At 63.7% G+C, this 22,809-nt stretch carries 17 protein-coding genes, 4 tRNA genes and 2 pseudogenes; 10 read left to right on the forward strand and 13 right to left on the reverse strand.

The genetic code is table 11. The annotated features are described in order from the left end of the window. Positions 1-43: 43 nt before the first annotated feature. Positions 44-400 carry a type II toxin-antitoxin system RelE/ParE family toxin gene (locus ABOC32_RS22675; protein WP_426811648.1) on the forward strand — a complete coding sequence of 119 codons (357 nt, stop codon included), beginning with the start codon at positions 44-46 and terminating at the stop codon, positions 398-400. Beyond that, positions 397-699, forward strand: coding sequence for a helix-turn-helix domain-containing protein (locus tag ABOC32_RS22680; RefSeq protein ID WP_426808953.1), 303 nt, complete (start codon positions 397-399; stop codon positions 697-699). Before ABOC32_RS22675 ends, ABOC32_RS22680 begins: the two co-directional genes overlap by 4 nt. Positions 700-772: 73 nt before the next feature. Here the strand turns inward: ABOC32_RS22680 and ABOC32_RS22685 are convergent. The 4 genes from ABOC32_RS22685 to ABOC32_RS22700 form a co-directional block, all read right to left on the reverse strand. Continuing rightward, positions 773-848, reverse strand: a tRNA-His gene (locus ABOC32_RS22685). 36 nt (positions 849-884) lie between these two features. Further along, positions 885-969: transfer RNA gene (locus ABOC32_RS22690), tRNA-Leu, on the reverse strand. Positions 970-1,021: 52 nt separating this feature from the next. Next, a tRNA-His gene (locus ABOC32_RS22695) sits at positions 1,022-1,097 on the reverse strand. A 42-nt stretch (positions 1,098-1,139) separates the two neighbouring features. Continuing rightward, a tRNA-Arg gene (locus ABOC32_RS22700) sits at positions 1,140-1,216 on the reverse strand. 270 nt (positions 1,217-1,486) lie between these two features. Between ABOC32_RS22700 and folD the strand changes: the two genes are divergently transcribed. Beyond that, on the forward strand, positions 1,487-2,341 hold the full coding sequence (gene folD, locus ABOC32_RS22705) for a bifunctional methylenetetrahydrofolate dehydrogenase/methenyltetrahydrofolate cyclohydrolase FolD (protein WP_016500563.1): 855 nt from the start codon (positions 1,487-1,489) through the stop codon (positions 2,339-2,341). Positions 2,342-2,465: 124 nt separating this feature from the next. Here the strand turns inward: folD and ABOC32_RS22710 are convergent, their stop codons facing one another. Genes ABOC32_RS22710 through ABOC32_RS22735 form a run of 6 tightly spaced genes read right to left on the reverse strand, consistent with a single transcriptional unit; the run spans position 2,466 to position 8,388 of the window. After that, complete coding sequence (locus tag ABOC32_RS22710; RefSeq protein ID WP_426808954.1) at positions 2,466-4,205, reverse strand: carbohydrate ABC transporter substrate-binding protein; 1,740 nt, start codon at positions 4,203-4,205, stop codon at positions 2,466-2,468. Between the two features lie 39 nt (positions 4,206-4,244). Continuing rightward, positions 4,245-4,517: a DUF2160 domain-containing protein gene (locus tag ABOC32_RS22715; RefSeq protein ID WP_426808955.1), complete on the reverse strand. Its 273-nt coding sequence runs from the start codon at positions 4,515-4,517 to the stop codon at positions 4,245-4,247. A gap of 12 nt (positions 4,518-4,529) precedes the next feature. Next, positions 4,530-5,330 (reverse strand): carbohydrate ABC transporter permease, encoded by an 801-nt coding sequence (locus ABOC32_RS22720; protein ID WP_013971876.1) that lies wholly within the window; start codon positions 5,328-5,330, stop codon positions 4,530-4,532. 3 nt (positions 5,331-5,333) lie between these two features. Then, positions 5,334-6,200: a carbohydrate ABC transporter permease gene (locus tag ABOC32_RS22725; RefSeq protein ID WP_426808956.1), complete on the reverse strand. Its 867-nt coding sequence runs from the start codon at positions 6,198-6,200 to the stop codon at positions 5,334-5,336. Continuing rightward, complete coding sequence (locus ABOC32_RS22730; protein ID WP_426808957.1) at positions 6,197-7,294, reverse strand: ABC transporter ATP-binding protein; 1,098 nt, start codon at positions 7,292-7,294, stop codon at positions 6,197-6,199. Before ABOC32_RS22730 ends, ABOC32_RS22725 begins: the two co-directional genes overlap by 4 nt. Next, positions 7,294-8,388, reverse strand: a complete 1,095-nt coding sequence (locus ABOC32_RS22735) for an ABC transporter ATP-binding protein (RefSeq protein WP_426808958.1) — start codon at positions 8,386-8,388, stop codon at positions 7,294-7,296. Before ABOC32_RS22735 ends, ABOC32_RS22730 begins: the two co-directional genes overlap by 1 nt. 223 nt (positions 8,389-8,611) lie before the next feature. Between ABOC32_RS22735 and ABOC32_RS22740 the strand changes: the two genes are divergently transcribed. Next, entirely contained in the window at positions 8,612-10,366 is a 1,755-nt protein-coding gene (locus ABOC32_RS22740) for a sigma-54-dependent Fis family transcriptional regulator (protein ID WP_426808959.1), read from the forward strand. A gap of 69 nt (positions 10,367-10,435) precedes the next feature. Then, positions 10,436-15,142 (forward strand): dermonecrotic toxin domain-containing protein, encoded by a 4,707-nt coding sequence (locus ABOC32_RS22745; RefSeq protein WP_426808960.1) that lies wholly within the window; start codon positions 10,436-10,438, stop codon positions 15,140-15,142. Positions 15,143-15,199: 57 nt separating this feature from the next. Here ABOC32_RS22745 and ABOC32_RS22750 read toward each other — a convergent pair. Continuing rightward, positions 15,200-15,694: pseudogene (locus ABOC32_RS22750) on the reverse strand (methyl-accepting chemotaxis protein); the annotation flags it as partial. Positions 15,695-16,483: 789 nt separating this feature from the next. Further along, a pseudogene (locus ABOC32_RS22755) lies at positions 16,484-17,014 on the reverse strand (PAS domain-containing protein); the annotation flags it as partial. A gap of 207 nt (positions 17,015-17,221) precedes the next feature. Here ABOC32_RS22755 and ABOC32_RS22760 point away from each other — a divergent pair. The 4 genes from ABOC32_RS22760 (at position 17,222) to ABOC32_RS22775 (ending at position 21,238) form a co-directional block, all read left to right on the forward strand. Then, positions 17,222-18,535: a C4-dicarboxylate transporter DctA gene (locus ABOC32_RS22760; RefSeq protein ID WP_426808961.1), complete on the forward strand. Its 1,314-nt coding sequence runs from the start codon at positions 17,222-17,224 to the stop codon at positions 18,533-18,535. 44 nt (positions 18,536-18,579) lie between these two features. After that, on the forward strand, positions 18,580-19,284 hold the full coding sequence (locus ABOC32_RS22765) for a FadR/GntR family transcriptional regulator (RefSeq protein WP_086977807.1): 705 nt from the start codon (positions 18,580-18,582) through the stop codon (positions 19,282-19,284). Positions 19,285-19,300: 16 nt separating this feature from the next. Continuing rightward, entirely contained in the window at positions 19,301-19,969 is a 669-nt protein-coding gene (locus ABOC32_RS22770; RefSeq protein WP_426808962.1) for a GntR family transcriptional regulator, read from the forward strand. Positions 19,970-20,188: 219 nt separating this feature from the next. Beyond that, complete coding sequence (locus tag ABOC32_RS22775) at positions 20,189-21,238, forward strand: hypothetical protein (protein WP_426808963.1); 1,050 nt, start codon at positions 20,189-20,191, stop codon at positions 21,236-21,238. 123 nt (positions 21,239-21,361) lie between these two features. Here ABOC32_RS22775 and ABOC32_RS22780 read toward each other — a convergent pair whose 3' ends face one another. After that, on the reverse strand, positions 21,362-21,790 hold the full coding sequence (locus ABOC32_RS22780; protein WP_426808964.1) for a PACE efflux transporter: 429 nt from the start codon (positions 21,788-21,790) through the stop codon (positions 21,362-21,364). 102 nt (positions 21,791-21,892) lie between these two features. Between ABOC32_RS22780 and ABOC32_RS22785 the strand changes: the two genes are divergently transcribed. Further along, positions 21,893-22,771, forward strand: coding sequence for a LysR family transcriptional regulator (locus ABOC32_RS22785; RefSeq protein WP_426808965.1), 879 nt, complete (start codon positions 21,893-21,895; stop codon positions 22,769-22,771). Positions 22,772-22,809: the final 38 nt, after the last annotated feature.

A 22,809-nucleotide genomic window follows, 5' to 3' on the forward strand; every position in this document is an offset into this window, starting at 1 on the left:
ACCGCCCGAGGCTTGAATGGAGTACCTTTTTTGGTACACTTCCATGGACAGGAACCACCTGACACTGCAAGCCCGCTTCTTCTGCACCGAAAGCGGTAATGAACCCGTACGCGAATGGCTGGCATCCCTCCAGCGCGCGGACAAACACCTGATCGGCACCGAGATCAAGACAATACAAATTGGCTGGCCACTAGGCATGCCCATTGTGAGAAAGCTCGGCCAGGGCTTATGGGAGGCCAGGGTAAACCTGGCAAACCAGACCGCCCGGGTTCTTTTTACCGTGGACGGAAACACCATGATCCTGCTTCACGGCTTCATCAAGAAGAGCCAGAAAACACCAGCACCAGACCTAGCCACCGCCAGGCAGCGCAAAGCCGCCATAGAGAGGCACCAGCAATGAATCCACATATCGGCACTGACTTCGACGATTTCCTGGCAAGCGAGCAGCTTGACGAAGCGGTATCTGCAGCCGCCCTCAAGCGCGTGATCGCCTGGCAGATCGCCGAAGCCATGAAAGCGCAGAAAGTCAGCAAGAAGGCACTGGCCGAGCGCATGCACACCAGCAGAACTGCGGTTGACCGCGCACTGGACCAGAACGACCCCGGCATGACACTGGCGACTTTGGCCAGCGCAGCACGGGCCCTCGGGCAACGCGTAGAGGTGCGCCTGGTACCAGAAAACGGCCCCACCCCCACCTGAGCGCGCGGCCACCAACCAGAGCCCAAAACAAAAAGGCGCCCGATCTCACGATCAAGGCGCCTTTTCTAGAATATGGGGTGGACGATGGGAATCGAACCCACGACAACCGGAATCACAATCCGGCGCTCTACCAACTGAGCTACGCCCACCATATTGCGGTGTTGCAGTACAACTTTACAGAAGCATGGTGCGGACGAAGAGACTCGAACTCTTACAGCTTGCGCCGCTGGAACCTAAATCCAGTGTGTCTACCAATTTCACCACGTCCGCGTAACGCTTAAAACAAAGGCGCCAGATGCTATCGAGGCGCCTTCGAAGAATATGGGGTGGACGATGGGAATCGAACCCACGACAACCGGAATCACAATCCGGCGCTCTACCAACTGAGCTACGCCCACCATATTGCATTACAGCCTTACTTGCTTGCCCATGCTGCCTAATGGCGCACCCGGCAGGACTCGAACCTGCGACCATCCGCTTAGAAGGCGGATGCTCTATCCAGCTGAGCTACGGGCGCTTAAGCTTGAAGCCTAACCGAATGAGTCATTAACAGGTAACTGCCAAACCACTCATTCTGCCCGACTTAGCCAACCAGTGCTAGGCTGTGCCCGACAAGTGCGGCGAATCTTATAGGCGACCCCGAAAGTCGTCAACACCTTTTTCAAAAAAATTTAAATTATTTAAGGGGTTAGGGGATTTGCCCGACCACCCGCCTTTGCCCTTGGCGCGTGTCGTGCGAGAATACGCGCTCTTTATTGTTTCCTTCTCGATGGTTAATCACGCGTCTATGACTGCACACCTAATCGATGGCAAGGCGATCGCCGCCAGCCTGCGCAAGCAGATCGCTCAACGTGTCGTGGAGCGTCGCCAGCAAGGCCTGCGTACGCCCGGCCTGGCAGTGATCCTGGTCGGTACCGACCCCGCCTCGCAAGTCTATGTCTCGCACAAGCGCAAGGACTGCGAAGAGGTCGGTTTCATTTCGCAGGCATTCGACCTGCCCAGCGAAACCTCGCAGCAGGCCCTGACCGAGCTGATCGATCGCCTCAATGACGACCCGGCTGTAGACGGCATCCTGCTGCAACTGCCGCTGCCGGAGCACCTGGACGCCTCGCTGCTGCTCGAGCGCATTCGCCCGGACAAGGACGTGGACGGCTTCCACCCGTACAACGTAGGCCGCCTGGCCCAGCGCATTCCGCTGCTGCGCCCCTGCACACCGAAAGGCATCATGACCTTGCTGGAAAGCACCGGTCAGGACCTGTATGGCATGGATGCGGTGATCGTCGGCGCCTCCAACATCGTCGGCCGCCCGATGGCCATGGAACTGCTGCTGGCCGGCTGCACCGTGACCGTCTGCCACCGCTTCACCAAGGACCTGGCCGGCCATGTCGGGCGTGCCGACCTGGTGGTCGTGGCTGCCGGCAAGCCGGGCCTGGTCAAGGGTGAGTGGGTCAAGGAAGGCGCCATCGTCATTGACGTGGGCATCAACCGCCAGGAAGACGGCAAGCTGGTCGGCGACGTGGTCTACGAGACCGCCCTGCCCCGCGCTGGCTGGATCACCCCGGTGCCAGGTGGCGTCGGGCCGATGACCCGGGCCTGCCTGCTGGAAAACACGCTGTATGCGGCGGAAGAGCTGCATAAGTAATAGCGCGTGATGCGAAAACGGCACCTCTGGCAGGTGCCGTTTTTTTTGCCTGTGGTTTATGCAGTGGCTTTGCTGGCCTCTTCGCGGGCTTGCCCGCGAAGAAGCCAACGCCGTGCTCAGCCGATCACTTCCTGGCCGCCTCCCACGACTTCAGCAGTTCGGTGTAGCTGACTGTCTCGCCCTTGGGCTTTTCGTTGGCCAGCTTGGGTTTCGGCGCCCCCGGCTGGTCGAACCAGTACTGGGCGTCCTTCTCCGGGTTCATCTTGGGTGCACAGGTCGCCTGGGCATTGGAGCGCTGCAAGCGTTCCATCATGCGGTCCTGGTCGCGGGCCAGGCCGTCCAGCGCTTCCTGCGGGGTCTTCTCGCCACTGGCCACTTCGGCGATATGGCTCCACCACAGCTGCGCCAGCCGCGGGTAATCCGGCACGTTGGTGCCGGTCGGCGTCCACTGCACCCGCGCCGGGCTGCGATAGAACTCCACCAGCCCGCCCAGCTTGGGCGCCAGGTCGGTCATGGCCTGGGAGTTGATGTCCGACTCACGAATCGGCGTCAGGCCGACGATGGTCTTTTTCAGCGACACGGTCTTGGAGGTGACGAATTGAGCATACAGCCACGCCGCCAGGCGTTGTTTCTCGGGGGTGGACTTGAAGAAGGTCCAGGAGCCGGTGTCCTGGTAACCCAGTTTCATCCCCTCTTCCCAATACGGCCCCTTCGGCGAGGGCGCCATGCGCCACTTCGGCGTACCGTCGGCGTTCACCACCGGCAAGCCGGGCTTGGTCATGTCGGCAGTAAATGCGGTGTACCAGAATATCTGCTGGGCAATGTTGCCCTGCGCCGGTACCGGGCCTGCTTCGGAGAAGGTCATGCCCTGGGCTTCCTTGGGCGCGTAGGCACGCATCCAGTCCACGTACTTTTGTGTGGCATAGACGGCGGCCGGGCCGTTGGTGTCGCCACCGCGGGTCACGCTGGAGCCCACCGGATGACAATCCTCGACGCGAATGCCCCATTCATCCACCGGCAGGCCGTTGGGCAGGCCCTTGTCACCACCACCGGCCATGGAGAACCAGGCATCGGTGAAGCGCCAGCCCAGCGAGGGGTCTTTCTTGCCGTAGTCCATGTGCCCGTAGACGCGCTTGCCGTCGATTTCCTTGACGTCTTCGGTGAAGAACTTGGCAATGTCCTCGTAGGCCGACCAGTTGACCGGCACGCCCAGCTCATAGCCGTACTTTTCCTTGAATTTGGCCTTCAGCTCTGGCCGCTCGAACCAGTCGGCACGGAACCAGTACAGGTTGGCGAACTGCTGGTCGGGTAACTGGTAGACCTTGCCATCCGGCGCAGTGGTGAAGGAAATACCGATGAAATCCTTCAGATCGAGGGTCGGCGAGGTGTAAGCCTTGCCCTCGTTGGCCATCAGGTCGGTAATCGATTCCACCTTGCCATAGCGAAAGTGCGTACCGATCAGGTCGGAGTCGTTGACCCAGCCGTCGTAGATGTTCTTGTCCGACTGCATCTGCGTCTGCAGTTTTTCCACCACATCGCCTTCCTGCAGCAGGTCGTGGGTCAACTGGATGCCGGTGATCTCGCTGAAGGCCTTGGCCAGCACCTTGGACTCATACTCATGGGTTGTGATGGTTTCCGACACCACATTGATCTTCATGCCACGAAACGGCTCGGCGGCCTTGATGAACCACTGCAATTCGGCCAGTTGCTGTTCAGGGGTAAGGGTTGACGGCTTGAACTCGCTGCCGATCCATTTTTTTGCCGCCTCTTCGTACTGGTCTGCCCAGGCAACGCCGTGCACACTGGCCAGTACCAGCAACGCGGCAAGGGTCAAATGTCGCCTGTTGTGCTTGTTATCGAACATTGTGATCTCCCGTTTCAGTTATCCCACAGGGCCGCTCGCTCAGCCCCAGCGCAGCACCATCACCAGCCACGCCAACGACAGTAGCGAGGCCACCCACAAGGGCCAGTCGCTGACGCCGACCACCAGCAGGTGCAGGTAGGCGCTGGCCAGCAGGCCGATGAACAAGCGGTCACCACGGCTGGTGACCAGCGGCAAGAAGCCCCGTCGTTCCACGCAGGGGCGGCGCAGTTCAAGCAGGGTCATGCCCAGCAGCAGCACGCCCACGGCGACGAAGAACAGCGCCGTCGGCAAGGTCCAGGCCATCCACTCCATGCGTTGCCCTCCTCACACCCGGCCAAGGGCAAAGCCCTTGGCCACATGGTTGCGCACGAACCAGATCACCAGCATGCCCGGCAAGATGGTCAGTACCCCTGCCGCCGCCAGCACGCCCCAGTCGATGCCTGATGCCGACACGGTGCGGGTCATCACCGCGGCAATCGGCTTGGCATTCACCGAGGTCAGGGTGCGCGCCAGCAGCAACTCGACCCAGGAGAACATGAAGCAGAAAAACGCCGTGACGCCGATGCCGGAGCCAATCAGCGGAATGAATATCTTCACGAAGAAGCGCGGGAAGCTGTAGCCGTCGATGTAGGCGGTTTCGTCGATTTCCTTGGGCACCCCCGACATGAACCCCTCCAGGATCCACACCGCCAGGGGCACGTTGAACAGGCAGTGGGCCAGGGCCACGGCGATATGGGTATCGAACAGGCCAATCGACGAGTACAGCTGGAAGAACGGCAGCAGGAACACCGCCGGTGGCGCCATGCGGTTGGTCAGCAGCCAGAAGAACAGGTGGCGGTCACCGAGGAAGCGGTAACGCGAGAAGGCATACGCCGCCGGCAACGCCACCAGCAGCGAAATCAGCGTGTTGAGGCACACGTAGTACAGCGAGTTGATGTAGCCGCTGTACCAGCTGGCATCGGTGAAGATCACCCGGTAGTTGTCGAGGGTGAACGCCTGCGGCCACAGGGTCAGGCCACCCAGGATCTCGGTGTTGCTCTTGAACGACATGTTCAGCAGCCAGTAGATCGGCACCAGCAGGAAGAAGAAGTACAGCAGCAGGGCCAGCGATTTGCGCGTGCTCATGGCCTACTCCTTGTCGCTATGGGTCATCGCTGTGTAGAACAGCCACGACACCAGCAGGATGATCAGGAAGTACACCAGCGAGAACGCCGCCGCCGGGCCCAGGTCGAACTGCCCCACGGCCATGCGCGTGAGGGTCTGGCTGAGGAACGTGGTGGCGTTGCCCGGCCCGCCCCCGGTCAGCACGAACGGCTCGGTGTAGATCATGAAACTGTCCATGAAGCGCAGCATCACCGCGATCAGCAGCACGTTCTTCAGCTTGGGCAGCTGGATATGGCGGAACACCGCCCAGCCCGAGGCACGGTCGATGCGTGCAGCCTGGTAGTACACGTCGGGGATGGCGCGCAGCCCCGAATAGCACAGCAGCGCCACCAACGAGGTCCAGTGCCACACATCCATCACCAGCACGGTGAGCCAGGCGTCGAACGGGTCGCCGGCGTAGTTGTAGCTGACCCCGAGCTTGGCCAGGGTGGCGCCGAGCAAGCCGATGTCGGCGCGGCCGAAAATCTGCCAGATGGTGCCGACCACGTTCCACGGAATCAGCAACGGGATCGCCATGACGATCAGGCACACCGAGGCCATACGGCCCTTGGTCGGCATGGTCAGGGCAATGCCGATACCCAGCGGGATCTCGATCAGCAGCACGCAGGCGGAATAGATGAACTGGCGTAGCAGCGCATCATGCAGCGCTGGGTCACGCAGCACCTGGCGGTACCAGTCGGCACCGACGAAGTAGCGGTTGGACTGGTCGAAGATGTCCTGCACCGAGTAGTTGACCACCGTCATCATCGGTACCACGGCGCTGAACGCCACCAGCAGGAACACCGGTAGCACCAGCCACCAGGCCTTGTTGTTCTGCACCTTGTTGTTCATGGCCCGGCCTCCAGCAGCACATCGTCGACGTACAGCATCAGCCACTGCGCCGGCAGGCTGACCCAGGCCTGGTCCACGGGCAACGGGCGGTCCTCGCCCAGCCGCGCCTTGATCGCGACACCGCCCAGTTCGAGGGTGACGATGCGGTAGGTGCCCAGGTCTTCGACATCCAGCACCCGTGCCGGGTGGGCACCCTCGAACGGGCTGTCCCACAGCTGCACGAACTCCGGGCGAATGCCCACCTGCAGTCGCCCACCCGCCGTCGCCGCCAGGCGCTCGCGCAAACCATCGGGCAGCGCCAGGTGGACATCGCCGAAAGCCATCCCGTCCGCCTTGGCACGCACGTCGATCAGGTTCATACCCGGGCTGCCGATGAAGTAGCCGACGAAGGTATGCCGCGGCCGCTCGAACAGCTCGCGCGGGGTGCCGAACTGGACGATGCGCCCGCCGTGCATCACCGCGATCTTGTCGGCGAAGGTGGACGCCTCCAGCTGGTCGTGGGTGACGTAGATCATGGTGATGTTGAACTGCTCGTGGATCTGTTTCAGCTTGCGCCGCAGCTTCCACTTCAGGTGCGGGTCGATCACCGTCAGCGGCTCGTCGAACAGGATCGCCGACACGTCATCGCGCACCAGGCCGCGCCCCATGGAGACTTTCTGTTTTTCGTCGGCACTGAGGTTGCGCGCCTTCTTGCGCAACACACCCGCCAGGTCGAGCACCTCGGCAATTTCTTCCACCCGGGCACGCACCCGGGCTTCATCCAGCCCCTGGTTGCGCAAGGGGAAGGCCAGGTTGTCGAACACCGTCATGGTGTCGTACACCACCGGGAACTGGAACACCTGGGCGATATTGCGCGCCTGGGGTGACAGCTGGTTGACCGGTTTGCCGTCGAACAGCACTTCGCCATGGGACGGTGTCAACAGCCCGGAAATGATATTGAGCAAGGTCGACTTGCCGCAGCCCGAGGGCCCGAGCAAGGCATAGGCACCGCCCTGCTCCCACACATGATCCAGTGCGTGCAGGGCATAGTCGGCCTCGCTGGCGGGCTGGCGGCTGTAACTGTGCGCCAGTTGGCACAGGCGGATTTCGGCCATCACCCTCTCCTTGCCTGGCGCAGCCCCGGGGCCTGCACCAACGCCCCGGCGCTGTCGAAGACGAACAGCTTGTGCGTGGGGATAAACACCCTGATCGGCGTGTCCACCTGATATTCGTGCACCCCGGGCAAGTGCAGGACCATGCGCCAGTATTCGTTGCGCACATGCAGGAAGGTTTCTGAACCGCTGATCTCTGCCAGTTCCACCAGCACCGCCAGCTCCAGGTCATCATCATGGGCCGGCACCAGGGTGATATGGCTGGGGCGCACGCCAAAGCGGTAGTCGCCTTCGGCCAGCGGCTGCAAGTCGGCATTGCGGGCGAAGTGCACAGCCTGGGCCAGGCTCACCTCGTTGCCACTGATATGGCCGGCCACCAGGTTTATCGGCGGCTCGGAAAACAGCTCGGCAGCCAGCACACTGCCCGGACGCTGATACACCTCGGCGGTGGGCCCGCTCTGCACGATCCGGCCTTCGTGCACGAGGGTGGTGGTGCCGCCCAGCGCCAGTGCCTCGTTGGCCTCGGTGGTGGCGTACACGGCGATGCAATGACGCGCCGCAAACAGCTCGCGCAGCTCCTGGCGCAGGCCTTCGCGCAACTTGTAGTCGAGGTTCACCAATGGCTCGTCGAAGAGGATCAACGAGGCATCCTTGACCAATGCCCTGGCCATCGCCGTGCGTTGCTGCTGGCCGCCGGACAGTTCCAGCGGCAGGCGTTGCAGGTAGGATTCGATGCGCAGCATCTCGGCGGTTTCCTGCACCCGCCGGCGGATCTGGTCCTCGGCCATGCGCGCCTGGCGCAGCGGCGAGGCGATGTTTTCGAACACGCTCAAGGTCGGGTAATTGATGAACTGCTGATACACCATCGACACATTGCGCTGGCGTACCGGCACACCGGTGACGTCCTGGCCATCCATCAGCACCCGGCCCCGGTCCGGGCGGTCGAGCCCGGCCATCAGGCGCATCAGGCTGGTCTTGCCGGCGAGGGTGCGGCCCAGCAGCACGTTGAACGAACCGGGCTCGAAACGCAGCGAAGCATCGACGATCCAGGGCTGGTTATCGACGCTGCGGCTGACCTGCTCCAGCACCAGGGACATGGCGTGGCCTTCTTGTGATTGTTGTCCACCAGGTACAGCCAGTTCCGTGCCAATCGCTCCCCGGTGCTCTGGTCCGGGGCTTGGGTGGCAGCGCTGGCAAGTCGCGGCTTCACACCTGAACACAATCGCTGAACACCTGAACACTTGCCGGTTTGACAATGAACACCGGTGGACAACACTGAACAGCGGTCGGCCCATAACAACAACCCCACAGGACAGGCCCATGGCCGCATCCGCTTCGACCCACGCCCAGCTGATCCAGGCTTCCTGGGCCCGCTGCCGCGATCACGGCCTGCAGCCGCAGCACGCGCCGGATTTCGACTGCCTGACCCGCACCGAGCTCAGCGCCCTGCTGGAACGGCGCCAGGCCCTGCTGCGCCTGACCCGCGAGGAAGTGCTGCCGCAATACACACACCTGCTGGGCAACGCCAGCTACCTGGTGATGCTGGCCGATGCCAGCGGCTGCATACTCGATAGCTGGGGCTCGCGGCGTTTCATCGAGCCGAACCAGCAGCATGGTTTCAGCGCCGGTGCCCATTGGCTCGAGCGTGGCGTCGGCACCAATGCCCTGGGCACCACGCTGATTTGCACCGAGGCGATCCACGTGGGCCAGGACGAGCACTTCCTGCGCCAGAACCGCTACATGTCCAGCGCCGCCGCCCCACTGTTCGACGCCGCGCGGCAGCTGGTCGGGGTGCTCGACGTTGCCAGCGACGGCTACCTGCCGGCCAGCCAGACACTTGGCCTGGTGCGCATGATGGGCCAGGGCCTGGAAAACCGGCTGATCCTCGCCGAGCATGCCGACCGGCATGCGCAACTCATCTTCAACAGTGCCTCCGACAACCTCGACAGCCCTTGGGCCGGCCTGCTGGTATTCGATGAGCGCGGCCAGGTGCTGGCCGCCAATCACCGGGCCGACAGCCTGCTTGGCGGTAACCCGCTGCGGCAGAACATCGAACAGCTGTTCCAGTTGCCCCTGCAACAGCTGCTCAGTCATCCCCGAGAACAGGCCTTCGCCCTGCAGGCCACGGGGCGCAACCGCTTTCATTGCCAGTGGCACCCCCCACGCGAAACCGCTCGCCGCCCCGAGGCCGGCAGTGGTGAGCCGCGCCTGCAAAAAGCCTTGCAACAGGCCGGCCTGTTACTGGAAAAAGACATCCCGGTGTTGGTGCAAGGTGAAACCGGCGTCGGCAAGGAAGTGTTCGTCGACACCCTGCACCGCGCCAGCAGCCGCGCCAACCGGCCGCTGGTCGCCGTCAACTGCGCGGCGATCCCCGCCGAACTGGTGGAGTCGGAGCTGTTCGGCTACGACAAAGGCGCCTTCACCGGCGCGCACCACAAAGGCAACCCGGGGCTGATCCGCAAGGCCGACCACGGCATCCTGTTTCTCGATGAAATCGGCGATATGCCACTGGCCATCCAGGCACGCCTGCTGCGCGTATTGCAGTCGCGCAGCATTCAGCCGCTGGGCAGTGGCGAGCCGGTGGCAGTGGATATCCGCGTGGTGTCGGCCAGCAACCGCGACCTGGCCGAAGAAGTGCGCGCCGGGCGCTTTCGCCAGGACCTGTATTACCGCATCGCCGGCCTGGCCGTGGTATTGCCACCGCTGCGCGAGCGCGCTGACCGGCGCCGGCTGATCGAACAAGTGCATGCCCGTTACCGTGACGCCAGGCAACCTGCGCGGCTGGCCACCGCCATCATCGACCTGCTTGACCAGCACCCTTGGCCAGGCAACCTGCGTGAGCTGGTGAGTGTGCTGCAGGTGGCGCTGGCCTTGGCGGGTGATGAACCGGTCGGCATCGAGCACTTGCCAGCGGGTTTTCTTGCCGAATCGCGGTTGCCCGTGTGGAATGTGCCAGAACAACAAGACCTGCAAGTACTTGTGCAGCAGGCCAACGGCAACCTTTCGGCAGTGGCGCGTGGGCTGGGCATCAGCCGGACCACGCTTTACAAGCGGCTGCGTGCTTTCGACAGGTAGTGTCTATCTACCCGCCCGCCTGCACCGGTCATCGCTAGGCTCGTGGCTCCCTTCCAGCAGGAGCCGTCGATGACACATGCACACCACTCCCATCTCGCCCTTGTCCAGCGTCAGATCCCGCAGTGGTTACGCCTGGCCAGCCCGGCCCAGCGCGCCGAACTGGCCCTGCTGATCCGCGACAGCGAACGCCACACACAACGCCTGAAACAGGCCATGGCGGCTTTGCAGCCCGTGGATGCGTTCTGCCAGCCGCTGCTGACGCAAGCATTGGCACGCTGGTTCCCGGACACCCCAGTGGCAACATTGCTCCAGGCACGGGTCATGTTCACCGGCGCAGCGCGCCCCAGACACCTGTCGATGCTCGAAGCCGCCCTGCAGAATGCTGAAGCCGATACCCCCGCCAGGCTGCTCGGCGCTGACTTCAACCCCTTGAGTCTGGATGCCGCGAAGCTGATCCAGGGCATTCGCAACCTGGACCTGGGCCAGCGCTACCGCTACCACCTGGGCGACATCGTCGATAACGATGCATTTCGCGCCCTGCTTGAAACCCACGACCGCAGCGCATTGTGCGCCGAACTGGCCATGGCCCGCCTGCGTGACCACATTGACAGCCACGGCGCAGCGCTGGCGCAGGCCGCGTTGGACAACCCTGCGCAACCAGTGACCGAGATCGGCAGACGAAGGGTAATGTGCCAGTTTGTCAGCCTGTTCGGGACCCCGTTGAACGGCCCGCTGGTCATCCAGCTAGAGGCCCCTGATGCCGACGAGCCCTGCCTGCTGTATTTGCCGGGCGACCCGCAAGGTGCACTGCGCCAGCATGCCTCGCTGGGCAGTTTGAAGAGCCACCTCACCGACCGCTTGGCCGATCACGCGTTCCGCACCTTCTTCATCCGTCACGTTCCGCTGCCCCAACAGGCCGGGTTCCTGCAACACCTGCGAGAAACCCTGTACCCACACTACCCTTATGCCGAGCTGCAAGCCACAACGCCGGTAGTGGAAAAAGGTGACCGGTTCAGCTGGCTGAAGCGCGCGTTTCCAGGGCCTCGTGACATCTGGCAGGAAACCCGCGACAAGAACGTCAGGCTGCCGTTGACCCTGGCGCCATGGCCAGCCGACTGCTTCCGGGCACGGGCGCGAACCTTGGTGGAACGCAAGTTCATCGATGCCGCAAGTGTCGCCGTACCGGTCGACCAGCTCGACGCACGCGCGCAACTGGAGCGCCTGGAGAGTTGGCTGGGCGCCGGGCTGACGGTGCTGAACATGGCCAGTTTCTTTGTCCCGGGCCTTGCCGAGTTGATGCTGGTGGTGGGCGGCGCCCAGATCGTCGACGAATTCCTCGAAGGCGTGCACGCTGCCAACCAGCAAGACAGTGACGAGGCAATCGCCCACCTGTTCGGCGTAGTCGAGAGCCTGGTGCAGTTCGCCGCCCTGGGCGCCGTGGAGGGCTTGAACGCACCCGCCGGGCCATTGCAGGGTTGGCATTTGGTCGACAGCGAGGTGGGCACGCGGTTATGGCACGGCGACCTCACGCCCTTCCGCGGCCAACGCCTGGCCGCAGGCGCCGGGCCGCGCATCAAGCCGGCTTTGCAGGGCCAGGAACCTGGGCCGTGGATTTTCGCCCATGAACAACCGTTGCACTGGGACCGCGCACAGCTATTACAGCGATTGGCCCAGAGCACCACGGGCCTGGAGCAGGCTGCCCTGCAGCGCGCCTTGCAATGCAGCGGGTACGACGAAGCCATTCTGCGCCGGGTAATGGTCGACCGCGAGCCCGCCCCGGCGTTGCTCCTCGACAGCCTGGAGATGCTAGGCGGCCAATTGCCTGCGCCGCCGATGCGCGCAACCAACGGCGCCCTGCTGGCACGGGATTTCCCTTCACTCAGCGCCAGGGCGCAGGCGGAGATACTGGACCAGGCCAGCCCAGCAGACCTGCTGCAGATGCAACGGACCCAGCGCCTGCCCATGCGCCTGGCCGAAACAGCCCGCCTGTACCTGAGGGAGGCGCGTATCAATCGCGCACTGGCCCGTTTGCACCAGCCCGATGGCCCGGTCACAGATCGCGACGCCTTGGTATTCGGCGCCCTCCAACAGTTGGCCGGCTGGACGGGCGAGGTACGCATTGAACTGCGGGACGGTTCAGCTTCCGGCCGCCTGCTGCATGCCTGCGGCACAGAAACACTGCCTGCAAAAACCGTCATACGCACCGAAAAAGGGTATGAGCCCCGCAGCGAAAACGGCGAAACACTGGCCAACCGGGACGATATTTTCCAGGCGATCCTCAATGCCTTGCCCGATAGCGAGCGCACCTCGCTCGGCGTGCAGATCCATGAGCCCGACAGGCTCAAGGGTGCGCTGTTCGACAAGCTTGCCAGCGAACGCGCCACAACAGCGCGGTACCTGGGCCTGCAACCGGTGCGCCCCTGGTACGGCTTGCCACGACGGCTGCCCGGTGGCCAGATCGGCTACCCGTTGAGCGGACGCGGCCAAGGGTGGATCACTGACGATGAGCTGTTCAACCGGTTGTTCCCTTCCACCGAGCCGCAAGCGCGCCTGGTCCTGCGCCAACGCCTGATTCAGGAAGCCGGTGGACAACCGTTTGGCACGTTGCTTGAACGCCTCAGGGACGAATACATGCAGCTGGAAAGCAGCCTGCAGTTATGGATTCACAGCCCTCACGTCACCAATGGCAGTACATTCGTCGCACAACGCGCAGTGCGCAGCGAAGCGGCCAGACGTCTGCGCATGGCCTGGCGCAGGGAATCGACCAACGTCGCCAGCAGCATCGAGCACGTGATTCTCGAACTCGATGGCCGCAACCTCGGTACGTTACCCACACTGCCTGCACCCATGCCTCATGTCCGCCAGTTGCGCGTTACCTTCTTGTCTGAGCCCTCACACGCCAGCCTGGACAGTTTCCTCGGCAGGTTCCCCAACCTGCGCGTTCTGGACCTTGAGAGCAACATGCTTGAACACCTCCCGCCCTCGATCGGGCAGATGGACCAACTGCAAAACCTCGATCTGTCGAGCAATGGCCTGGACCTGACCGACAACGCAACCCTCGATCTGCTGGCAGGGCGCAGCAACCTCGTGCGTCTGAACCTGGGCAATGCGCTAGAGGCACTGCCGGTCGCTGCCTTGGACCAATTGGCCAACCTGCCGTTATTGGCCGCCCTGGCAATCGACAGCAATGGACTGAACCTCACTGCCGAGCACTTCCAGGCATTGGAACGCTGGCCATCACTGACCGACCTGAGCATGGCCGGAAACGACACCACCTTGACCGAGCAAAGCCAGGCCGCCCTCGCCCGGCTGAACCGCCTGCACAACCTGTTCGCCAGTGAAAACCCGCTGGACCTTCCGCCCGATGTCAGCGGATGGCACCAGCTGCAGGCACTGGACCTGCAACAGACCGGCATCGGCCAATGGCCCACCGGCCTCACCGAACTGCTGCACCAGCGCCCCTTGCAACTGCGCAGCCTGGACCTCAGCGAAAATCAGCTCACCGATGCGCCCTACCTGCAAGGCAGCGCCTTCGCCGAGGCCGTGAATACAGAACCGCCAAGTGCATACTTCGACTTCGACAACAACCCGTTCAATGAGCAGGCCCAACAACGCCTGGCCGATGCCGGACTGCCCGCCATCAGTGTCGGCGATGCCGACGACCCTTGGTACATCGACTGGCCTGACGAACTGCTGGAACACCAGGCGCTGACCGCCAACGAACCGTCCTGGCAGCCCCTGTATCTGCTGTTCGAGCGGCTGACGCGAACAGCGGACTACCTGAGCCAGCCCACCCAGATGCGAGCCCGCATGCAGCACGTCCTGCGCACGCTCAGCGCCACACCGGGCGAGGCAGGCAGCGGCGGATGGGGCCGTGCGCAACTGCACGAGCAGATCATGGAAGCGATCAACGACGCGACCGAGGGCTGTGTCGACCAGGCCAGCCTGCTGTTCCAGCAGATCGAAACCGATGTCATCCTGTGGGACGCGATCAATACCGCCGCGCCCGATGCGCCGAGCGCGCAAGTCGTGCTGCACAGCGCCGCCGGGCTGCTGCGCCAGCTGCGCCTCGACGAGCGCGTGGGCGCCTTGTACAACGCCCGCGTGGCCAGGCGCCGGGCATTGACAGAAGCACCAGACGCCGCAGCGCGAGAAGCCGCACCGCCCCTGGATGCCGACGACGACCTCGACGACCACGCACTGACCGAGCCGGACTATCACATAGACGAAATCGAGATGGCCCTGCACGCGCGCATGCAGCTGCGCGAACCACTCGGGCTGCCACCCCAACCGCAGCAGATCCTGTTCGACTATCTCGCCCGCCTGAGCCCCGCGACCGTGAACCGCCTGGGTGCTGCCGTGAGGGCCGAGGTAAACCCCGCCCTGTTCAGCCAATGGGCCTGCGACCAGCCGTTCTGGCAGAGTTGGCTACGCCGGCTACGTGCTGTTGAATTCGACGCACTGGCCAGGGACTGGGACGCCGCGAGCGAGTACCACAGCGAACTGACCGAAGCCACGGACACCCCAGGTGGCTATACCGGGCCCAGTGTACCGGCAGCCTACATTGATGCGCTGGAGCGGGAACTGGGCGACATCGAGGGGCTGCATTGGCGGCGCAACGGTACGGTGCAGCGGGTTGACCTGGTTTCCGGACGCTATGTCGACGAGAGCGTCATTTACCAACGTGCCAGCGCCCTGCTGCTCACTACCCGCAGGGAGGCGGAACAGGCATTGCTGCGCAACCTGACCGAGGCCTTGGCCAGCACGCTTGCCTGATCGCCTCGATCAACCTCCCATTCGCTCGCTGCCGGTAACCCGATCAAGCAGCCTGTCTCAGCGGTTGAAGCGCTCCACCAGAGCGCGCAACCCGGCGCACACCTGCTCCAGTTCAGCGCCGCGCGAAGCGGCGGCGTTGGCACTGTGGGCGCTGTGCTGGGCAATGCCGGCTACACCGTTGATCTGCCGCGAAACGTCTTCAGCCACCGCCGACTGCTGCTGAGAGGCGGTGGCCATCTGCTGACTCATGTCGCTGATGCGCTGCACCGCGTCACGAATGCCATGCAGTGCCTGGCGAGCTTCGAGCACCTGGGCAACGCCCTGCTCGGCGCCCGTGATGCCCTGGCTGGCAATTGCCACGGCTTCCTCGGCGCCACTGCGCAGGGTGTCGATGATGGTCTGGATATGCAGGGTCGACTGGCGGGTCTTGTCAGCCAATGCCCGCACCTCATCGGCAACCACGGCAAAACCACGGCCCTGCTCGCCCGCACGCGCGGCTTCAATGGCTGCGTTGAGTGCCAACAGGTTGGTTTGCTCGGCAATACCGCGGATCATACCGGCCGCCTCGGCGATGGCACCGGTCTGACCGGCCAGGTGGCTGACTGCCTGGTTGATCTGGGTGACGGTGCTGGCCAACGTGCGAATGGCCGCGCCGCTGGCATCGGCTACCTGGCTGCCCTGTTCGGCCAACTGGTGCGCCGTGTGGGCTTCAGCCGCAGTCAACTGCACGTGGTTGGCCACTTCACCGATGGAAGCCGCCATCTGGTTCATTGCCGTGGCACTCAGGTCGGTCTCTGCGCGCTGCTTCAGCAACGCCGCCTCGGTACCGCGTGACAGCTGCCCGGCATCGTGGGCCGCCACGGCCATTTGCCCGGCCAGGTCGCTCAACCGCGTCAACGCAGTTTTCAGCCGTGCCTCTTCGCTGATCAGCATCAGCTGAAGCTGCCCGGCAGCGCCAGGCAGGTCGCTGTAGGTCAACGCCGCGACCGGGTCGGCGAAGGTACCTTCGGCCCCCTCGACCACCTGCTGCATCTGGCGCCCGAGGGCGTTGCGTGCCCACAGGCCATAGGCCACGAACAACCCCACGGTCAGCCCCTGCCCCACCAGGCCAGGCCACAGCTGGTTGGCGCCCAGCGCCAACAGCCCACCGGCCAGGGGCAAGGCCAGGGCCTGCGCCAGCAGACTCAGACGGCGCAGCGCGGACAGTGCCGCCTGGCCGGCACGCATCCGCGCATACAGGGCCTCGGCGCGGGCCACTTGCTCACGGGTGGGGCACACCCGTACCGACTCATAGCCAACCACCCGCCCGCCTTCGAGGATAGGCGTGACGTAGGCGTTGACCCAGTAATAGTCGCCGTTACGGCAGCGGTTCTTGACGATGCCCATCCAGCTCTTGCCAGCCTTCAGGTAGCGCCACATCAGCTCGTACACTGCCGGCGGCATGTCCGGGTGGCGCACCAGGTTGTGCGGGCTGCCGATCAGTTCAGCCTGGCTGTAGCCGCTGATGGCGGCGAATTCGGGGTTGCAATAGGTGATCAGGCTGGTGGTATCGGTAGCCGAAATCAGCCGCTGACCAGAGGGAAAACGTTGCTCGACCGGGGTTACCGGCAGGTTGAGACGCACGATGAGACTCCATTCATGGGGGTGCCAGGCGCCTGCTGCGAGCCTTTGCGGGATAAAAAAATCCGCAAATGCCCTCTTAGTGACTGCCCGGTCAGGCGCGGATTCTACGAGCCCCACCACATAAAGCAAATAAACCTTACGGATCATAACGTTATCGACGATTGATCGCGCGCTGCTGCGCTTGGCAAGCGGATTGCAACGTTGGCCTGGGCACTGTCCAGGCCCTGCACAAATTCGTACGAGCCGCATTCACGGCACGCACCGAACTAGAGCCTGGGAAGTCAGACTGCCCCATAACTGGTCAGACCGGTAAGGCCAAAAACCCTTGCAAAGTCGGATTTTTCGCGCTTTTATGGCTTCGCGCTGAACAAACCGGTAAGACCACAATAATTAAGTCCTGCGCTCTTTCGCCCCGTGCGGCTACCGAAGCAAGGACACCGATCAGAGACTCCCTCCATGCTCAAATGGTGCTCGCGTTCGATATTCCTGCAAGTCGTGCTTGGCCTTGCCCTCGGCATCGCCTGCGGTCTCAGTTTTCCCGAAGTTTCCCTGCAACTCAAACCCCTGGGCGACGGCTTCATCAAGCTGATCAAGATGCTCATCGGCCTGATCGTGTTCTGCGTGGTGGTCAGCGGTATCTCGGGCGCGGGCGACCTGAAAAAGGTCGGGCGCATCGGCCTGAAATCGGTGATCTACTTTGAAGTGCTGACCACCCTGGCGCTGGTGATCGGCCTGGTGTTCGCCTTCAGCAGTGGCATCGGTACCGGTGCCAACATCCATCTGGACCAGTTGTCCAGCGCCGATGCCAACGGCCTGGCCGAGCGCGGCCAGCATATCCATGGCGCCACGGCGTTCTTCATGGACCTGATCCCCACCTCGGTGGTGGGTGCCTTCGCCGACAACAACATTCTTCAGGTACTGCTGTTCTCGGTGCTGTTCGGCAGCGCCCTGAACCTGGTGGGTGACTCGGCCGCCGGCATCTCGCGGCTGATCAACGAACTGAGCCACGTGATCTTCCGCATCATGGGCATGATCGTGCGCCTGGCCCCCATCGGTGTGTTCGGCGCCATCGCCTTCACCACCAGCAAGTACGGCCTGGAATCGCTGCAACACCTGGGCGGTTTGGTGGCACTGTTCTACTTGACCTGCGCCGGCTTCGTGCTGATCGTGCTGGGCACGGTGATGCGCCTGTCGGGCCTGAAGCTGCTGCCGCTGATCAAGTACCTGCGTGAAGAGCTGACCATCGTCCTTGGCACCGCGTCTTCCGACGCCGTGCTGCCACAGATCATGCGCAAGCTGGAACACCTGGGCATCGGCAGCTCCACGGTCGGCCTGGTCATCCCCACCGGCTACTCGTTCAACCTGGACGGCTTCTCCATCTACCTGACCCTGGCCATCGTGTTCATCGCCAACGCCACCGGCACGCCGCTGGAAATGACCGACCTGCTGACCATCCTGCTGGTGTCGCTGGTGACTTCCAAGGGGGCTCACGGCATCCCAGGCTCGGCGCTGGTAATCCTCGCCGCCACCTTGACTGCCGTGCCGGCAATTCCGGTAGTGGGCCTGGTGCTGGTGCTGGCGGTGGACTGGTTCATGGGCATCGGCCGGGCGTTGACCAACCTGATTGGCAACTGCGTGGCCACCGTGGCCATCGCCCGCTGGGAAAAGGACATTGACCTGGAGCGCGCGCAGAACGTGCTCGACGGCAAGCTCGGCTTTACCCCAACGCCGCGCAAACAGCCCAACACCCACCATCAACAGGAATTTTGACCGAAAGTGGCCGGCGATGACGCCGGCCCTTGCAGGAGCGAACCGTGATCAGCTCATCGACCGTCGTCACCTCAGTGGTGGAAAAACTGCGCCAGGCCCTGGCCCGGGGCCAATGGCGCACCGGCGACATGCTGCCGGGCCAGCGTGAGCTGGCCGAACAGCTGGGCATCAGCCGCCCAAGCCTGCGCGAAGCGGTGACCGTACTGGAAACCCTGGGCCTGGTGCGCTCGCTGCCGGGCAAGGGCGTACTGGTGCTGGATGCCGACGCCGTGACCCAGGAACCGGGCATGGACACCAGCGCCGCGGCCAGCCTGGCCGATGTACTGGAGCTGCGCTACACCCTCGAACCGTTCATCGTCGGGCTGGTGGCGCAGTCGGCCAACAGCCAGGACGTCGGCCAGTTGCGCCTCACCCTGATGGACATGCGTGAAGCGCTGGAGGCCGATGACAGCGAAGCCGGGGTAAAAGCCTACATCGCCTTCCATGAGGCGTTGTTCACCCTCACCACCAACCCGATCTTCCAGAGCGTGGTGCAGCAGACCGGCAATGCCTTGAAGCAAAGTGCCGACATGCTGCGCAATTCGCCCGAACACCTGGCCGCGCGGCTCAAGGAAAACGAAGCCGTGGTACGCGCCATTCGCGAACGCAACAGTGCCCAGGCCAGCGCCCAGATGCGCCAGCACATTCTGGCCGAAGGCCAGCGCATGGGCATCCCGTTGAACATCCCGGACGACCACCCGCGCCCATGACCCCAGGAGAGCGACCATGAACGCCGCCCCCCACCTGCCAGCCCTGCTGGCTGCTGGCGAAACCCGCCTGTCGGCCGAGCAGATCTACCCTCGGCTGTTCGACGCCATTCTCGAACAGCGCCTGCCACCGGGTGCCCTGTTGCCCGAGCAGGCGCTGGGCCATGCCTTTGGTGTCAGCCGCACCGTGATTCGGCGTGTGCTTGGGCGCCTGTCCGACCAGCAGGTGGTGGTGCAGCGCCCCAGCCACACCGCGCACCTGGCCGCGCCCGACCCGGACCAGGCGCGCCAGGTACTCAGTGCCCGGCACCTGGCCGAAACCACGCTGATCACCCTCGCCGCCCAACGCGCCCGGCCGGCGCAGGTGCGCCAGCTGCGGCAACTGGTGGAGCGCGAACGCCAGCACCATGAAAGCGGCGAACGGTGCGCAGCGATCCGCCTGGGCGGCGAGTTTCACCTGAAACTGGCGCAGGTAGCAGCCAATGCGCCACTGGCGCGGTTTCTCAATGGCCTGGTGCCAATGACTTCGCTGATCATCGCCCGCTACGAATCGCCGTGCTGCGACCACTGCGCCTGGCAGGAACATGCGGCGATCATCGATGCCGTGGAGCAAGGCGATGCCGAGGCGGCGCTTGGGCTGATGCACAAGCACCTGGACCGCCTGGAAGAAAAGCTCGACCTGAAATAAAACGGCGCACCCCTGTGGGAGCGGGCTTGCCCGCGAAGAAGCTGTCGCGGTGGATGGCACGGGCTTTGCCCGTGTTCGCGGGCAAGCCCGCTCCCACAGAGACCGCGTCCACACAGGCATTTATGTCGGTGCTGACCGGGCGATGGGCTGCACGGCAGCAGCTCGCCCCCCACCCTATACTGCGAGAACCACCCCAGCCTCTACCAGGGAGGCGGTTGCGTGAGCTCTCGAATCCCTCTGTTGCTGTGCCTTCTGCTGGCGCTCGCCGGTTGCGCAGGCAAACGCCCACCTGCCCCGCCACCGCCAGCAGTACTTACCCCTGCCACCTGGCAACGCATCGACCAGGAACTGATCGATGCCTCGGTCGGCGCCGCCGGTTCGGCCAACGACTATGCCCGGCGCTCCATGCGGGTATGGCGGGAGCAGGTACAACAGCGTACCGAAAGTGACTTCATCCCCTGGTTCACCGGCTACTGGACCCAGCAGTGGCTGACCCTCAAGGTGGCCTGGTACAAACTGGACAGTGGCAAAGGCCGGGAGCCTGCGGAAAAGCGCCTGGCCCTGTACCTGCAGGAACAATACCACGAGCGGGTGATCGAGCCGGTGGCCGAACAGATCAACCCCGAGGGCATCCGCGACAGGGCCTGCGAGCTGTACCTGCAGCTGTTCGGCCAGCAACTGCCAGCCATCATCAGCCGCTACAACGCGCCGCCTGAGCAAATCAGCCAGCGCCTCAACCGCATCCCCGCCATCGCCCTAGGGCCACCGGATGCGCGCAATGCCAGCCTGTATCAACTGCTCCGGGCCAAGCCGCTGGACCAGCAGCCGGCCTGGCAAGCCATGCGCCAGCACCTTCACCAACTGGCCAGCAAAGGCCCCGGAAGGACCGATGTCGGGCTGAATTCGGTGGCCACCCAGGCGAGCGACAAGCTCGGCGCTACCCTGGCCCCACGCGGTATCGCCAGCGCCGTGGCATCGGCCGTCGGCAAAGTGGCAGGGGCCATGATTTCGATCGCCGCGGCCGGCTACGGCATGATGACCCATGACCGCGAACAGCCGCAGATGGTCGAGCAGTTGCGGGTGATTCTCAACGTGGCACTGAACCAGGAATGGCAGGAGTTGATGGAGAACCGCCAGAGCGGGGCCATGGCGGGGGTGTATTACCTGTCGGGGCAGGTTGAGGACAGCTTGCTGGCCAGCATGCCACGGCCGGTGGAGCAGCAGGTGAAGCAGCAGCAAGAACCTTTGATCATCCGCTTGCCGCCTTAGGCGTTTTTCTGTGCCGGCCTCTTCGCAGCGCAAGGCTGCTCCTACAGGGGCCGCACCCGCCTGAAGGTTGTGCGATCCCTGTAGGAGCAGCCTTGTGCTGCGAAGAGGCCGGGACAAGTTACATCAAGCGGTAGCCATGGCCGAGCGAGGCAGCCCAAACACCCGGTCAAACGCCCAGTTGTAGGCAAAGGTGTAGCACGGCACCAGAATGATGAACGCCATGTCCACCAACAGCGCTTCAGCCAGCGTCATGTCCAGCCACCAGGCAATCAACGGGATCAGGTACACCACCAGGGTCAGCTGGAAGCCGATGGCATGCGCCACTCGGCGCCCCACGCTGCGCCCACGCGTGGCCTGGCGGCTCTCCCAGCGTTCGAACAGGGTGTTGTAGACCAGGTTCCAGAGCATGGCGATGGTGGTGATCATGACCGCCAGCGGCCCGGTATGCGACGCCTGGGTGTCCGACAGGTAGGCCAGCCCGAGGGTCGACATGCACAGCCCGATCAGTTCATAGAAAGTCACGTAGACCAGTTTGCGTTTCAGTCCCTGCACCCGGGGTTACCTCCAATGACAATAGCGATGGGGCGCGATCATGCTTCATCGTGCTTGACAGCAAAAGTCAGCAGCTGTCAGATCTACTGACAGGAGGCTGCCATGAACTTTTCCAGCGACAACATCCAGCTGTTTCTTGCCGTGCTCGATCGCGGCTCGTTTTCCGCCGCCGCACGCGCCCTGCAGCGGGTGCCTTCGGCCGTGAGCATGGCCATCGGCAACCTGGAGGCAGAGTTGGGCTACAGCCTGTTCGAACGCGGCTCACGCGAGGTTCGGCCTACCGCAAAGGCCTTGGCCCTGGAGCCACACGCCAGGCTGATTGCCGAGCAACTGGGGCTGCTGCAGGTGCATGCCCTGGAGCTGTCCCAGGGGCTGGAAAGCAGCCTGAGCGTGGCCGTTGTGCCTGACATCGACCACCGCCCGTTGCTGGCCGCCATCGCCAGCCTCGGCGAGCGCCACCCGTTGCTGGACATCGCCCTGCTCAGCGCCCCACAGGAAGAAGCCCTGCATCTGCTGGACAGTGGTCGGGCCGACCTCTGTGTGGCCTTTGCCGGCCTGCAGGTCGATGCACGGCGAGGCTTCCAGCACATCGGCATGGAGTCGCTGGTGGCGACCCTGTCGCCCACCCACCCAGCCTTGCGCGAGGGGCGCATCCACTACCTCGAAGACCTGACCCGGGTGCGCCAGATTCTGGTACGCAGCCGCGACCTGCCGCTGGCCGACCCGCGCCCGCTGATCGGCGCAACGCATTGGTCCACCGACAGCTTCGACCTGGCGTTGCAGATGGTCGAAGCCGGCCTGGGCTGGGGCGACCTGCCGCTGTCGCGGGTCGCGCCGCTACTGGCAAGCGGGCGTTTGGTACGCCTGGATTTTCGCAATACCCGCAACGAACTGCAGTTGCCGGTACACGTCTTGTGGCGCAAACAGCAGCCGCTACAGCAAGCCGCACGGCTGTTGATCGAGCAACTCGGCAGCCATTGATTGCCGTCTGTCGAAACAGCCGTAAGAATTTTCTGTAA

It is taken from the genome of Pseudomonas sp. WOUb67 (genome assembly GCF_050058005.1).
GTDB lineage: Bacteria > Pseudomonadota > Gammaproteobacteria > Pseudomonadales > Pseudomonadaceae > Aquipseudomonas > Aquipseudomonas putida_R.

Coding starts and splice junctions, on each gene's coding strand:
- ABOC32_RS22745 (WP_426808960.1), top strand. CDS start 10,436: ATGACACATGCACACCACTCCCATCTCGCCCTTGTCCAGCGTCAGATC.
- ABOC32_RS22740 (WP_426808959.1), top strand. CDS start 8,612: ATGGCCGCATCCGCTTCGACCCACGCCCAGCTGATCCAGGCTTCCTGG.
- ABOC32_RS22760 (WP_426808961.1), top strand. CDS start 17,222: ATGCTCAAATGGTGCTCGCGTTCGATATTCCTGCAAGTCGTGCTTGGC.
- ABOC32_RS22735 (WP_426808958.1), bottom strand. CDS start 8,388: ATGTCCCTGGTGCTGGAGCAGGTCAGCCGCAGCGTCGATAACCAGCCC.
- ABOC32_RS22720 (WP_013971876.1), bottom strand. CDS start 5,330: ATGAGCACGCGCAAATCGCTGGCCCTGCTGCTGTACTTCTTCTTCCTG.
- ABOC32_RS22730 (WP_426808957.1), bottom strand. CDS start 7,294: ATGGCCGAAATCCGCCTGTGCCAACTGGCGCACAGTTACAGCCGCCAG.
- ABOC32_RS22680 (WP_426808953.1), top strand. CDS start 397: ATGAATCCACATATCGGCACTGACTTCGACGATTTCCTGGCAAGCGAG.
- ABOC32_RS22715 (WP_426808955.1), bottom strand. CDS start 4,517: ATGGAGTGGATGGCCTGGACCTTGCCGACGGCGCTGTTCTTCGTCGCC.
- ABOC32_RS22675 (WP_426811648.1), top strand. CDS start 44: ATGGACAGGAACCACCTGACACTGCAAGCCCGCTTCTTCTGCACCGAA.
- ABOC32_RS22785 (WP_426808965.1), top strand. CDS start 21,893: ATGAACTTTTCCAGCGACAACATCCAGCTGTTTCTTGCCGTGCTCGAT.
- ABOC32_RS22725 (WP_426808956.1), bottom strand. CDS start 6,200: ATGAACAACAAGGTGCAGAACAACAAGGCCTGGTGGCTGGTGCTACCG.
- ABOC32_RS22710 (WP_426808954.1), bottom strand. CDS start 4,205: ATGTTCGATAACAAGCACAACAGGCGACATTTGACCCTTGCCGCGTTG.
- ABOC32_RS22770 (WP_426808962.1), top strand. CDS start 19,301: ATGAACGCCGCCCCCCACCTGCCAGCCCTGCTGGCTGCTGGCGAAACC.
- folD (WP_016500563.1), top strand. CDS start 1,487: ATGACTGCACACCTAATCGATGGCAAGGCGATCGCCGCCAGCCTGCGC.